The organism is Chitinophaga nivalis, assembly GCF_025989125.1.
GTDB classification, from domain to species: domain Bacteria; phylum Bacteroidota; class Bacteroidia; order Chitinophagales; family Chitinophagaceae; genus Chitinophaga; species Chitinophaga nivalis.
In genome coordinates, this window is sequence record NZ_JAPDNR010000001.1 from 3646361 (window position 1) to 3661278 (window position 14918).

At 48.8% G+C, this 14918-nt stretch carries 10 protein-coding genes; 4 read left to right on the forward strand and 6 right to left on the reverse strand.

All coding sequences use genetic code 11. The features are described 5' to 3' along the window. Positions 1-44: 44 nt before the first annotated feature. The gene (locus OL444_RS14700; RefSeq protein WP_264732215.1) at positions 45-440 is read left to right on the forward strand and encodes a DUF4259 domain-containing protein; all 396 of its coding nucleotides are present in this window, start codon (positions 45-47) and stop codon (positions 438-440) included. 259 nt (positions 441-699) lie between these two features. On the opposite strand, the gene OL444_RS14705 is transcribed toward OL444_RS14700, so the two are convergent. Then, on the reverse strand, positions 700-1962 hold the full coding sequence (locus tag OL444_RS14705; protein ID WP_264732213.1) for a NupC/NupG family nucleoside CNT transporter: 1263 nt from the start codon (positions 1960-1962) through the stop codon (positions 700-702). Between the two features lie 147 nt (positions 1963-2109). Here OL444_RS14705 and OL444_RS14710 point away from each other — a divergent pair, with 147 nt between their 5' ends. The 3 genes from OL444_RS14710 to rnk all read left to right on the forward strand — a co-directional run bounded on the left by OL444_RS14710 (position 2110) and on the right by rnk (position 6629). Beyond that, complete coding sequence (locus tag OL444_RS14710; RefSeq protein WP_264732211.1) at positions 2110-4392, forward strand: DUF7133 domain-containing protein; 2283 nt, start codon at positions 2110-2112, stop codon at positions 4390-4392. A 286-nt stretch (positions 4393-4678) separates the two neighbouring features. Beyond that, positions 4679-6244, forward strand: coding sequence for an FMN-binding glutamate synthase family protein (locus OL444_RS14715; RefSeq protein WP_264732209.1), 1566 nt, complete (start codon positions 4679-4681; stop codon positions 6242-6244). A 16-nt stretch (positions 6245-6260) separates the two neighbouring features. Next, positions 6261-6629: a nucleoside diphosphate kinase regulator gene (rnk, locus tag OL444_RS14720; RefSeq protein ID WP_264732206.1), complete on the forward strand. Its 369-nt coding sequence runs from the start codon at positions 6261-6263 to the stop codon at positions 6627-6629. A gap of 106 nt (positions 6630-6735) precedes the next feature. Here the strand turns inward: rnk and OL444_RS14725 are convergent, their stop codons facing one another. The 5 genes from OL444_RS14725 to dnaE form a co-directional block, all read right to left on the reverse strand. After that, positions 6736-7275: a DUF192 domain-containing protein gene (locus OL444_RS14725; protein WP_264732205.1), complete on the reverse strand. Its 540-nt coding sequence runs from the start codon at positions 7273-7275 to the stop codon at positions 6736-6738. Positions 7276-7287: 12 nt separating this feature from the next. Continuing rightward, complete coding sequence (gene mqnE / locus OL444_RS14730; protein ID WP_264732203.1) at positions 7288-8469, reverse strand: aminofutalosine synthase MqnE; 1182 nt, start codon at positions 8467-8469, stop codon at positions 7288-7290. Next, entirely contained in the window at positions 8466-10607 is a 2142-nt protein-coding gene (locus OL444_RS14735) for a M43 family zinc metalloprotease (RefSeq protein ID WP_264732201.1), read from the reverse strand. The genes mqnE and OL444_RS14735 overlap by 4 nt, the downstream gene beginning before the upstream one ends. Positions 10608-10830: 223 nt before the next feature. Continuing rightward, positions 10831-11148 carry a thioredoxin gene (gene trxA, locus OL444_RS14740; protein ID WP_264732199.1) on the reverse strand — a complete coding sequence of 106 codons (318 nt, stop codon included), beginning with the start codon at positions 11146-11148 and terminating at the stop codon, positions 10831-10833. A 111-nt stretch (positions 11149-11259) separates the two neighbouring features. Then, a complete protein-coding gene (gene dnaE / locus OL444_RS14745; RefSeq protein WP_264732197.1) occupies positions 11260-14901 on the reverse strand; it encodes a DNA polymerase III subunit alpha in 3642 nt (1213 codons plus the stop codon). Positions 14902-14918: the final 17 nt, after the last annotated feature.

Below are 14918 nucleotides of genomic sequence, written 5' to 3' on the forward strand. Positions count from 1 at the left end.
TATTTTTATTCTTTATTCTATAAAAATAAAAAACTGTAAACACTATGGGCGCATGGGGCACCAGGAATTTTGAAAATGAAGTATCACAGGATTGGATATTTGATGTAATTGACAGCAAAGATGGTGGTTTGGTTAGTGATACGCTGGCTCGTATCATTAACAATACGGAAACACTGGAAGTAACAGATTGTGAAGAAGGATTGGCAGCTGCTGAACTGGTAGCAGCATTGGTAGGTCGTGCCAGTGAAGATTTTCCGGAAGATCCCCTGGATAAACTGGATGTACTGAACCTGATTGCAACACGTGCACTCCGGAACCAGGCGATTGCTGCTGTAAACAAGATTACAGCCGCTTCTGAAATGAAAAACACATGGGAAGAAGCCGGTAAAGCGAACGATTGGGCAGAAGTACAGGCGGGATTAATCAAACGTCTGGACTAAAAACCATCGTCGTTCCACTGTTGTAACAGGTATTTTCCGGTTACCAGGTTTTTCCGTGATCAGTATATGCGTATACGTGATCACCTTATTTTTGTATTTTATACATCAGGAGATGTTTTTCTCCCGATTCATATATCAGTAATTGTTGCTGAGAGGCGAAGATGAAAGCAGATAACAGCTTTTATCTTCGCTTTTTCATTGGCATAAAAAATCCCGGTGGGTCATACCACCGGGATTTTTATTTATCGGAAAACGATGATTACATTAAGATACCTGCAATAGTAGCAGAGAGGTAGGAGGCCAGCGTTCCGCAGAACAAGGCTTTCAGCCCCAGTTTAGCCAGGTCGGCTCTTCTGTCCGGCGCCAGTTCACCAATACCACCGATTTGCATCCCTACACTGCTGAAGTTGGCAAAACCAGCAATGGCAATGGTGACAATCGCAATACCTTTTTCAGAGACAATCGGCACCTTGTGGTCTGTCATATTCTTAAAGGCCACAAACTCATTGATGGTCAGTTTCTGTCCCAACAGGGTAGCTACGTTGTTGACATCCTGCCCCGGTACACCCATGGCCCAGGCCATTGGCGTAAATAATTTACCGAAGATATAATCCAGGCTCAGGTCAAAATTTTCATTGAAGAGATGACCGATGTTGATTAAGATCCAGTCTACCAGGGTAATGAGGGCGATGAAACCAATCAGCATGGCAATAACGTTCATGGCTATCTTAAAACCATCGCCGGCGCCATGTGAAATGGCATCAATCACGTTGGTGTAGTTGCTTTTTACTTCCATTTTCACGCGGCCCATGGTCACGCTTTCTTCGGTTTCCGGAAATACGATTTTGGAGATAACCAGCGCACCGGGTGCTGCCATCAGGCTGGCGGTAATCAGAAACGGCGCAATGTCCATCCCGGCCTGGAAGCCCATGTTGGCATATACCACCAGGATACCACCTGCAATACAGGCCAGACTGCCGCTCATAGAAGCCAGCAGCTCACTTTTGGTCATACTTGATAAGTAAGGGCGGATCATTACCTGCGCTTCCACCTGGCCCACGAAGGCACTGGCTACGTTGCTCAGCGCTTCCGCACCACTCACCCGCATCACGAAATTCATGGCCCGGGCAATCACTGCCACGATCCGCTGCATGATACCATAATGATAGAGGATAGCTACCAGTACACAAACCAGGATAATGGTGGCCGTTACGTTGAAGGCGAATACAAAACCGCCACCGGCATAGTCGCCGAGGGTACCGCCGGGTTGGGTGACCCCAATACCACCGTACACAAATGCCGCACCTTTGCGCGCAAATGCTTCCAGTTTACCCATACCGTGACCTACCAGCTGAAAAAATTTGGTAATGGGGCTTACCTTAAAAACCAGAATACCAATTACTACCTGTAATATGATACCACTCAGCACTAATCTGTAATTGATCTTACTTCTGTTATTGGAGAATAAAAAAGCAATACCGAGGATGAGGAAAATGCCTAAAATGCCCTGAAAGCGTTCCATAAATGCAAATAAATCGTAAAATGTATGCAATGAAGCGACGAAGATAAGTTTTTTTCAGGCTCACAGGGGCTATTTTGTCGATCTATATAATTTTTCAGAAAAAAAATCGCCGGAAATGTATTTTTACTTTTTGCAATCGAATTAAAAATGACCCGTACGTACTATCTCGCTGTATCCACGTTCCTGATTTTCCTGATAGCCTGCGGGCAATCCCGGCAACCACATGTAGCTAAAGATTCCCTGGCAGTGCAGGGGGATTTTGCCGCTTCGCCCGTATTGGACGGAGCCACCGCTATCCGCAGCATGAAAACGGACGAAGGTCTGGAAGTGCAGCTGGTAGCGGCAGAACCGCTGGTGGTAGCGCCGGTGGCCCTCACCTTTGATGAACGCGGCAGAATGTGGGTGGTAGAGATGACCGGCTTCATGCCCGATACCAGCGGCAATGGGGAAGAGGCCCTGGATGGCAAGATTGTGATCCTGGAAGACACCACCGGCGACGGTATCATGGATAAACGTACGGTATTCCTCGACTCCCTGGTACTGCCCCGCGCCATCTGCCTGATTGGTAACGGCGTACTGGTAGCCGCCCCGCCTCAACTATGGTTTGTACCCAACGAAAACGACCGCCCCGGTAAAAAAGTACTGGTAGATGATAAGTATGCCGCCGGCGGTAATGTAGAACACCAGCCCAACGGGTTGCTGCGGGCAATGGATAACTGGATTTACAATGCTAAATCAGACAAACGCTATCGCCTGAACGGCCACCGGTGGATCACGGAAAGCACCGTATTCCGCGGCCAGTGGGGGATTACCCAGGATAACCAGGGCCGCCTGTTCTATAATAACAATTCCGAAAACCTGCTGGGAGATTATTTCCCGCCGGGACTCGGTGGTAAAAACCCGCATCAGCAGCCGATTGCCGGATATGATGAACCCATTGTTTCCGACAACCGTGTATATCCGATCCGGCCCAATACCGGTGTAAACCGCGGCTATGTAAAAGGGGTACTGGATGATAGTTTGCGGCTGATATCCTTTACCGCTGCCTGCGGTCCCCTCATTTACCGCGGCAACCTGTTGCCTGCCACCTACCACCACAACGCTTTTGTAGCCGAACCGGCCGCCAACCTGATAAAAAGAAACATCCTGTCCGACAGCGGCCAGGTAGTGAAAGGCATACAGGCCTATACGCACCGCGAGTTCCTGGCCAGCACCGATGAGCGTTTCCGCCCCGTGGGATTGTTTACCGGCCCGGATGGCGCCTTATATATTCCGGATATGTACCGGGGCATCCTGCAGCATAAAACTTATCTGACACCTTACCTGAAAGAGGAAATCCGCAAGCGGCAACTCACCTTACCATTGAACTGTGGCCGTATTTATCGCATCGTGCCGGCCGGCACTTCTCCTGTTGCCCGGCCGCTGGTATTACAGCCCGATTCTCTGCTGGCATTGTTGTCGCATCCCAACGGGATGTTGCGGGATAAAGCACAGCAACTGATAGTAGACCGGCATCTCACGGTATTGGTACCTGCGTTGCGGCAGTTGCTCCGTAGCACACAGTATCCGCTGGCGCAAGGGCATGCCCTCTGGACGCTGGAAGGTTTACAGGCCCTTGCTGTTGCTGATATTACCATGCTGTTACAGGGGCCGGATCAGGCCTTGAAAATACAGGCCCTGGCTGCGTTGCCCGGTATCCTGAATGCGGGCAACGTAAAAACAATGACAGGGGCGCTGGATACCCTGATCAATAATACCACGCTGGCGCCGGTGGTGGCCTATCTGTTGCCGGCTGTGGCGAAAGCAGATAAAGCAGCAGCGGCCCGGTTGGAAGCGCAATTGATAAAAACGTATGCCCGTGACCGTTATGTAGCTGCCGCTATTATCAATGGAGCCGCTAACCGGGAAGCATCACTATTAGAACAACTGAAAGCAGCTAATCCGGATACCACGCTGGCGTTGCGCCGTCAGCTGGAGAAAGCCCTGACAACGATGGGTAGTCAGGCCGATGCCGCAAAGATGGCCGCATTGCGGCAAAACTATCCCCGGGGGTATCACCTCTTTCAGACGGTATGTCAAACGTGCCATGGCAAGCAGGGAAATGGTATGGCGGCACTGGCACCGCCGTTGAATGAAAGCGAATGGGTGACGGGCAATAAAAAATTGCTGGCAGCCATTGTATTATACGGACTAACCGGTCCGGTAACAGTGCATGGAAAAGTGTATCAGGCGCCTGAAATCAATGGCGACATGCCGGGGATTGGCAGCAGTGATGAATTCAGTGATGCCGATATTGCGGAGTTGCTGACGTTTTTACGCAGTGCCTGGAAAAATAAAGCGGGTAAAGTAACGGCTGCGGATATACAGCAGGTACGCAAACAGTACAATGGCCGGCAAAAGCCTTTCACAGCGGCAGAATTGGGGAATTGATATGGTCGTATTGATAAATCTCCCTATCTTTGCCCAAGACAACATCTATTCCTTTAAGTGAGTACGGCAACTAATATATTATTTATGCACAACACACCGCATGTAGCGAAGCGCACGTGCGGTTTCCTGTTGCCATTTTTATCCTGTCCCAAAGACTTCAACAATTAATCCCGGGCAACTTTTTGTATATAAATCGTTGTACCCGGGGGGATAACTACTTGTACCAAAGCAGCATGTAGCTCAATCCATTTGCATTTTTCCAAAACAATCTTATAAAAACAGTTTTATGAATCATCGGATAGCACGGTGGGCGGTTTACTCTTTATGCCTGTTGCTGGATGTCAGTGTAGCAGCAAGCCTTTATCGTGGTTATTTAAGCGGTTGGATATTATTACCGGTGGCGGTAGGCCTTTCTGTATTGACACTATACGACCGGCTGCAGGAGAAGCACGCATTATTGCGTAATTATCCGTTATTAGGGAGGGCGCGTTATTTACTGGAGCAGATCAGACCTGAGATGCGCCAGTACTTTTTCGAATCAGATACCGACGGAAGACCTTTCAATCGCCGCCAGCGTGCCGTAGTGTACCAGCGTGCGAAAGACGTAAAACAAACAGTTGCTTTCGGAGCCCTGGATAACATGTATGAGCCGGGCTATGAATGGGCCGCCCATACAGCGTTTCCTACTAAAGTAAAATCCGAAGCGTTAAGAGTGGATATAGGCAATGAGCAATGCAGCCAGCCATATAATGCCAGTGTACTGAACATCAGCGCCATGAGTTATGGTGCGTTAAGTAAAACCGCTATCCTGTCGCTGAATGGTGGTGCACAGATTGGTGGCTTTGCCCATAATACAGGAGAAGGGGGTATCAGCCCTTATCACCTGGAAAACGGCGGAGACCTGATCTGGCAGATTGGTACCGGCTACTTTGGTTGCCGCGACGAAGCCGGCAATTTCTCTGCTACGGTATTTGCAGAAGCAGCGGCCAAACCGGCTGTAAAAATGATTGAGCTGAAACTCAGTCAGGGCGCCAAACCTGGTAAAGGTGGGGTGTTGCCGGGCGCGAAGAATACACCGGAAATTGCGGCTATCCGTAAGGTAAAGCCGGGCGTAAGTGTATTATCACCTGCTGCCCATACAGCATTCTCCAATGAATATGAGATGCTGGCTTTCTTACAACAGCTGCGTAATTTATCCGGCGGTAAACCGGTGGGCTTTAAGCTGTGTGTAGGCCGTGCAGAAGAATTTGAGCGGATTTGTATCGCCATGGAAAATACAGGTATTTATCCCGATTTCATCACGGTAGATGGTGCGGAAGGTGGTACCGGGGCGGCACCGCTGGAGTTTACAGACTCTATTGGTATGCCTTTGTACGACGCACTGGCTTTTGTCAACAACACCCTGAAAGCACATAAACTGAAAGAACATGTACGTATCCTGGCCAGTGGTAAAATCATCACCGGTTTCGATATCATGCGCGTACTGGCTTTAGGGGCTGATGCCTGCTACAGTGCAAGAGGTATGATGCTGGCATTGGGTTGCATCCAGGCATTGCAATGCGACAGTGGCAACTGCCCGGTAGGTGTTGCTACCCAGGATCCTGCTTTATACCAGGGGGTTAATGTAGCTGACAAACGGGTGCGTGTGGCCAATTTCCACCGCAATACCATTTATGCGTTGTCCGAACTGATGGGCGCCTGCGGCTTCGCAGCAGCAGATAAAATCAGCCCTGCGGCCCTTTACAGAAGGGTAACGAGAACGGACGTACGCTCTTTTGCAGAAATCTATGCGCCGGATGACAGACGCGCAGCAGGTGCTTCGCTCTATCCGGGGCAATCTATTAACAACTGATAAAACCCGGGTCATCATGAAAAAGAAACACATTATTGTATCTCAACATGATTATGACATCTTAAAAACACTTTGTTATCAGACAGCTGGTACGGACAAACTGAAAGAAGAGCTGAACAAAGCTGTGATCAGAAAAACGAAGGTACCGGAAGATGTGGTACAGGTGAATTCTACGCTGGAGTTCAAAGATGAACGCAGCGGCGCCGTAAGACAAGTACAGCTGGTATTGCCGGCGGCCAGCAATATACAACAGGGCAAACTATCGATCCTGTCGCCTATAGGCACTGCCTTGCTGGGTTACAGCACGGGCGATACGATCGATTGGGAAGTGCCGGCAGGCAAAACCCAGTTGCACATTCTGCGGGTAATGAATACCGCTGTTTAAAAAATAATTCAAAGAGGCTATTAGTGTTAGCAGATCAAATATGTATCAATAGCAAAAAAAGCCCCGGCGTCTGCCGGGGCTTGTCATTTATAGTAAGGTCAGTAAGCTATTGATAAGCAATTTTGTCGCCATAGCTGATGTGGTATTTGTCGCAGAAGCCACCGTTTACTTCCAGTACATACTTCGCCTTCTTGTAGGAGGGAAGGCCCTGTTCGGATAAAGGAGTGGCATATTTCTGTACCGATACAATTTCCATTTTATCATCTATGTAGATAATATCCAGGGAGATGTAGGTGTTTTTCATCCAGAAAGATCTTTCTTCCATATCCGGAAAAATAAACAGCATCCCTTGTTCATCGGTCATAGACTTGCGGTACATCAGTCCATCTTCCCGTTGCTGGTCGGTTTGCGCCAGCTGGATATCAATTTTACGCAGCGTATCCGTACCGGATTTGGCAATAAATACCAGGCTGGCTTCTTTTTTAAAAGCGTTCCCATTGGAGGTAGCCGTGGTTTGTTCCGTAGACTCCACACTACCTGCGGCCGGCGTTGTAGTGGTGCCGGCATCGCTGTTGTTACCCTGGTTACCCTGACAACCGGCAATGGAAATGCCGACCATCAGTATACATTTAAGATGTAATTGCATATGATATCCGTACTATTTTGTCAGCAGTTCTTCTTCCGAAAAAGCAACATCAGAATAATCCTTTATTTCATTGTACACCGTATCTCTCTCTACCGGTTTTCTACCTGCCTGTTTGATGAGCATGGCTAACTGCGCTGTGCTCATGGAAGGTGTCTGCTCTTCAGAGCCGGCCATAGAGTATATTTTGGTGGTATCATCGATGGTACCATCCAGGTCGTTGACGCCAAAGGAGAGCGTGAGTTGTGCTGTGTTTCTTCCCAGCATCGGCCAGTAGGCTTTCAGGTGCGGGAAGTTATCCATGTACAATCTGGCGATGGAATACAACCGGAGATCTTCCACGATGGAGCTTTCCGGAATATCCGACATATCATTGCCTTTATTCCTGAACTTCAGCGGGATGAAGGTATTGAAACCACCGGTTTCGTCCTGAAGCTGGCGGAGACGTTCCATGTGATCGATGCGGTGTGCAAAGGTTTCGATATGACCGTACAACATGGTCGCATTGGTATGCATGCCCAGCTTATGTGCGGCTTTGTGAATGCCTAACCAGCCATCTGCATCTACTTTATCATGACAGATTTTTGCACGTACATCCGGATGGAAGATTTCCGCACCGCCGCCTGGCATGGACTGGAGACCCGCTTCGTTGAGGATGCGCATCCCTTCGTCTACACTTACTTTGGCTTTGCGGAACATGTAATCCAGTTCCACGGCGGTAAATCCTTTCACATGCAAATCCGGCCTGTGTGCCCTGATTTGTTTGATCAGCTCTACAAAGAAATCGAGCTGCATTTTCGGGTGTACACCTCCTACGATATGTACTTCGGTAACCGGTTGGTTATCGTATTTTTTTACGATGTCCATCATCTGATCGATGCTGAGTTCCCAGCCGTCTTCCCGGTTTTTGTACAAGCGGGAGTAGGAGCAGAAGTGACAGGTAAAAATACAAACGTTGGTAGGCTCTATATGGAAGTTACGATTGAAATAAGTTTTATCGCCATGCATCCGTTCGCGGACATGGTTGGCTAAAGCCCCTACAAAACCGATATCACCTTTCTCGAATAAGGTCAGCCCTTCGTCGGGCGTAATTCTTTCCTGTTGGAGGATTTTTTCTGCAATGCGCCTCAGCGATGCATCCAATGCAGGTTGCTGAAGAAGCGTCTGAACAGCCGGATAATCTTTTCTCGTCGTCATCTTACTTTCATTAATTTGATGGTGTTGGCCCTGTTCCTGTAAATTAATTTTACAAAATAAACACCATTTGGCTCATTTACCAAATTAAAGGTCATGCGGTTGCTGCTATTGATGGATGCCGGGGGCTGACTGGCAATCAGTTGTCCGGTGCTGTTGTAAAGAGATACTTGTAACAGGTCTGCCGGGATGTCAAAAAAGGTCACCCATACCAGTCCATCTGTCGGGTTGGGGGTGACTAATACCTCCGCTTCCCGGAGTAGCGGGTTGATCATCTTCCCCACAATATTTATATTATCTATATAAATATTATTTTCTGAATTTGAAATGTTTCTGAACGCTACTTGAAATTTTCCTTTATGTATAGCGGCGGTCAAATCCACCGAGTCCCGGCGCCATTCTCTGGCTGTTGGTACGAACTCGGTCGTCAGCGGATCCGGATGGGTAATCAGGTTAGGCCCCCATTTGCGATAGACCATTTTACCGGTTTGCCGGCAGTCGGTGGTCACTAATATCTGTAAGGTATCCCAGGCATTGCCGATATCCCGCGGATCGGAATACACGGCTGCCGCCACATCAAAAAACAGGAATACCGAATCATATCCCTGTGGATTGATCACCGGCGTAAGCAGGTCATCGGTCTGGTCGTTGACGTTATATCCGAGGTTACGCACCAGTGCAGAAGCGTGACTGTTGTGGCCTACTTCCCGGTTGCGTTCCCAGGTGAAGCTCCGGTCGGGATTATACAAATCCCATCCCGGCGGCGGAAAACTATCGGCTTCAAATCCTTCTGCAAAAGGCAATTTAGCCTCCGCATCATAATGGAAGCGGGTACTGGCCGAGTCATTGGCCACATTACCATCTGTGGTACCGTTGGGCGACTGCGTATAGGCTTTGAGGTGATAGCTGCCAATAGGGATGTTGCTGACCGGTAAGGTAACCGTTGTGGAGGTTAAAGGAGCCAGTTGGCCGGTCCAGCGATAGGTGACCAGCGGGCCGTTATTGAGCCTATAATAGATATCTGTACGGGTAAGGGGCTGGCTGCCTTTATTGCGGAGGGTGACTACCGGTTGGATGGCGGGGCCACATACTTTGCCTGTTGGCGCTGTAACCGCCATTAGTGCGGCATCTGCCGGGTATTGCTGTACAGGGGTACAGCCATCGGAGGTCATCAGCGAGGCCACGGTGTTTTCCAGCACATACCGCATCCGGTCTACCTGACCGGCGGTAAAGAGGTGCATGCAGCGGTCGTCGCTGTAATCCATGTAGTTCATGAACATGATACCGGGCGCCTTGTTGGTGCAATTATCCAGCTTCGGGAAAGTCGGACAGCCGAAACTATTATCGCCCTGTAACGGGGTATCGGCAATGCCGTCGTCATCGGTGCAGCCACCGCTGTCATCTGCCCAGATATGTTTTAAGCCAAAGAAGTGACCGATTTCATGGGTGGTGGTGCGGCCGAGGTTATAGGTGCCTCCCACGCTGCCCGTGGTACCAAAGCCAGTATACTGTACCACTACGCCTTCCTGTTCCTGCGGATAGCCATTGCCGGGAGGAGCAGCTACGCCCAGGAAATTGCCGGATAACCGGGTCACCCAGATATTCAGGTAGCGGTGGGTATCCCAGGCATCGGAGCCGCCGGTGCTGTTATATTTTACATCCGGGCTGCCGTTGGAGATGGAGAAGCTTTTGCCGGTGGCCGTTTTCACTTTTACAATACCGTTGGTGGGTTCATTATCGGGGGTGCGCTGCGCCAGGCAAAAATTGATACGGGTATTACCGATGAGGGATTGCCATACGGCAGGTACCTGGCTGATATCTGTATTCGCAGCATTATAGTCCTGGTTGAGCACTGCCAGCTGCGACAGGATCTGGGCATGGGTAACGGCGCTGGTATCGTCCAGTACCACATGCACCACCACGGGGATGGTCACCTGCCGGGGCAGGGCTTCTATCTGTGCCCGCAGCCGCTGGCGTTGCTGGCCCTGTATCATATTGTGTTCATGGCCGGCAATCAGTTGCTGCAGTTGTGGGTGTGCTTTGATTTGTTGCTGCAGGGCAACAGCAGTGCCGCATTTTCGTTGGGCAGTTACCGTTAGGCAGCAGCAAATGGTAAAAAGGATAGTGATAGCGGTACGCAAGCAAATAAAGTTTGATGTGGATCAGATGATGTCGATAAACAGGTATGTAAGATACATTGCAGGCGTGAAAATATGATCAGGGGATCACTTTTTATGATACCTGTATGATAAGGTTGCCGGATTAACAGCCGGAGAGGAGGGGTTGCTCATAAAACAGCGGCTTACCAGCAAAAGGAAGATTTCCTTTGGTGGTAAGCCGCCAATATTTGTAGTGTGACTGCTATTATAAGTTAGCCTGGATTTTCTTTTCCAGTACTGATTTAGGTACTGCACCTATTTGTTTGTCTACTACCTTGCCATCTTTGATAAAGAGGATAGCCGGGATGCTGGTGATACCATAATCAACAGACACCTGTGGGTTGTGATCCACATTTACTTTACCGATGTTTACCTGACCTGCGTAATCTTTAGACAGTTCTTCGATTACTGGTCCGATTGCACGACAAGGACCACACCATTCTGCCCAAAAGTCAATAACAGATAATTTATCGGAATTCAGTACTTCTGTTTGGAAGTTTGCGTCAGTGAATTCTAAAGCCATATGATATTGTAATTTAAAATGTTAAACGTTATTAATGATTGTTTTTGATTCGTTCTTGTGATTGATAGATCAAAATTTGAACCTGATGCAAATTACTGCTTTTTTGGCATCTTACTTATTGATTGTCTCTATATAAACATCGATATCCGGCTGTTTATGCAGGAAGACCGCCAACTCGTCATTCATTTCGATCTTTTTGTTGAAGGTATGCAGTTTTACCTGCAGGTTTTCGTCGCGGTCGGTGAGCTGCATATGCAGGGTACTATTGCCCGGGAAACGATTGATATTGTCTACCAGGAAGTCAACGGTTGCCCGGTTGAGCTGTTTGGCCATGGTAGCCAGGTATACCTGTTTGGTATGTGTTTTCTTTACTTCCTGCAGGAGTTGTATACTGGAAACTTTAAATTCATATTCGTTGTCGTTGAAACGCTTGGATTTGAAGCCGCCATTGATAAACAGGCAAAGGCCTGGTTTCAGGTAAGGGGCGAAGCGGATAAAGTCTTCACTCCACAGGGCGAATTCAAATTTACCGGTGTAATCTTCTATGGTCATTACCCCAAACTGCCGGTTGTTGCGTGAAATACGCTCCTGGGCATTGGTAATATATACCGCCAGCCGGAAGTTGCGTTCCCGGGAGCGGCCGCCTGTACCACCCGGTTGGGCTATTTCTGTCTGGTACTCCAGCAGTTCCTGCACCGAATTCATGTGATAATACTTCATCTCAAAACGATAGTCATCCAACGGATGGCCGGAGATGTAGATACCGGTGATTTCCCTTTCATTATTCAATTTCATAATGAGTGGCCAGACATCACATGGTGGAATTTTCGGTGGTTCCACATCCGGCAGGTCATCGGCTGCAAAGAGGCTGCCTACGTTGGAGGCGCCGGCTGTAACCTGTTGGCCGAATTTCACAATTTTGTCGAGGCCGCTCATGTTTTCCCCTTCCGGTTTGTGGAAGTACTGGGCACGGTGCAGTGCCGGGAAACAATCGAAAGCGCCCGACATGGCCAGGGCTTCCAGCGATTTTTTATTAACGGCGCGTTGGTTAACGCGTTTGATGAAATCAAAGATGCTTTTGAAAGGACCCTCTTTCTTCCTTTCTTCCAGCAGGTTTTCCACGGCTGCTTCGCCCACACCTTTCAGACCTCCCAGCCCGAAACGTACCTGGCCTTGCTTGTTCACGGCAAAACCTTTGAACGATTCGTTTACATCCGGTGGTAATACGTCGATGCCCATGCGTTTACACTCTTCCATGAAGAAGGTGATTTTTTCAATATTGCTGGCGCAGTTCAGTACGGCAGCCATATATTCCGCCGGGTAGTGGGCTTTCAGGTAAGCCGTTTGATAGGCCACAAAAGCGTAGCAGGTGGAGTGCGATTTATTGAACGCGTAGGAGGCGAAGGCTTCCCAGTCTGTCCATACTTTTTCGCAGATCTTGGGATCGTGGCCGTTTTGGGCACAACCTTCCATGAACTGCGCTTTCATTTTATTCAGTACCGCAATCTGTTTCTTACCCATGGCCTTACGGAGTACGTCCGCATCTCCTTTGGAGAAGCCAGCCAGTTTCTGGCTCAGCAACATCACCTGCTCCTGATAGACGGTGATACCGTAGGTATCATTGAGGTATTCCTCCATTTGAGCCAGATCGTACTGTACGGGTTCGAGGCCGTGTTTACGCCGGATAAAGGAAGGGATATACTCGAGCGGACCCGGACGATACAAGGCGTTCATGGCAATGAGATCGTCGAATCTATCCGGTTTCAGCTCCCGGAGATATTTCTGCATCCCGGGCGACTCGAACTGGAACGTTGCGTTGGTTTCTCCTTTCTGGTAAAGCTCATAGGTTTTCGCGTCGTCCAGCGGAATGTTATCGATTTCGATGGCAACACCATGGTTCTGACGAATCAGTTCCAGGGCGCCTTTGATGATGGTAAGGGTTTTCAGACCCAGGAAGTCCATCTTGATAACACCGGCTGATTCGATAATGCTTCCTTCAAACTGGGTCACCAGCAGGTCGGAGTCTTTGGCCGTGGATACGGGAATGAGGTCGTAGAGGTCCTGCGGGGCAATGATGATACCTGCCGCGTGGATACCGGTATTTCGTACAGACCCTTCCAGTACGCAGGCTTCGCGGAGTACTTCTCCCTGGAGGTCTTCTCCTTTGATGAGTTCCCGGAGCTTCTTGACATTTTCAATATCTTCTCCGGCGAGGCCTTCTTTGTCGGCCAGGCTTTTATCTCCATCCAGCGGTGCATTGAAGATGCGGTCCAGCTGAATACCTGGTTTGTCTGGTACCAGTTTGGCCAGGGCGTTGGATTCTACCAGCGGCAGATCCATTACACGGGCAACGTCCTTGATACTCATTTTGGCCGCCATGGTACCATAGGTAATGATCTGTGCTACCTGGTTACGGCCATATTTCTGTACTACGTAGTCGATTACTTTTTGTCGGCCCTCATCATCGAAGTCCGTATCAATATCGGGCATGCTCTTACGTTCCGGGTTGAGGAAACGCTCAAACAGCAGGTTGTATTTAATCGGGTCGATGTTGGTGATACCGATACAGTAGGCCACTGCAGATCCTGCAGCGGAACCACGGCCCGGGCCTATGAATACGCCGAGTTCGCGGCCGGCTTTGATGAAGTCGGATACGATGAGGAAGTAACCGGCAAATCCCATGTTTTCGATTACCTGCAGCTCAAAGTTGATACGTTCTTCAATATCGGCGGTCATTTCCTGGTAACGAGAGCGGGCCCCTTCCATGGTGATATGCCGCAGGTACTGATCCTGGGTGAAAAATTCTTTCGGAATAGGGAAGTTGGGCAGCAGGATATCGCGTTTGAGATCCAGCAGCTGCACTTTGTCCACGATTTCGTTGGTATTGTCGATGGCCTGCGGGAGGTCATGGAACAACTTCGTCATTTCCTCCGTGGTCTTGAAATAGAACTGATCGTTGTAAAAAGCGAAACGACGGTTTTTTACAGCCGACTCATCATCCGAAAATTCTTTATTGGTAGGGGTAGATTTTTTTTCTCCGGTGTTGATACATAATAAAATGTCGTGGGCGTTGGCATCTGCCTGATCTACATAGTGAGAATCGTTGGAGGCGATAACCTTGACATTGTATTTCTCGGCAAAGCGCAGTAATACCACATTTACCTGTTCCTGTTCGGGAATACCATGCCGTTGTAATTCCACATAAAAATCTTCTCCGAAAATATCCAGCCACCAGCGGAATTCTTTTTCTCCTTCTTCTTCTCCTTTGCGCAGAATGACTTTGGGAACAGAAGCGCCGAGGCAACAGGTAGTGGCGATGAGGCCTTTATGATATTGTAATATCAGCTCCTTATCGATACGGGGATATTTACCGTATAATCCTTCCATATATCCGAGGGAGCAAAGCTTGATCAGGTTCCGGTATCCTTCATCATCTTTGGCCAGTAAAACCTGGTGATAACGGATATCTTTTTCTTCTCTCGTAAATGCGCGTTTATGCCGGTTTTCCACCACATAAAATTCGCATCCTACAATTGGTTTTACTTTCAGCCTTTTATCTTTGGGATCGCCCGGATTTAATTTATTATTATAAGCTTCTGCCACAAACTGGAATGCGCCAAACATATTACCGTGGTCTGTAATCGCCAGTGCCGGCTGATTAGAAGCCATGGCCTTTTTATACAAGGATTTTATGTCAGCTGCTCCATCCAGTAATGAGAATTGCGTATGTACGTGCAGGTGCGAGAAATTCATCAGCTATATCTATTTCA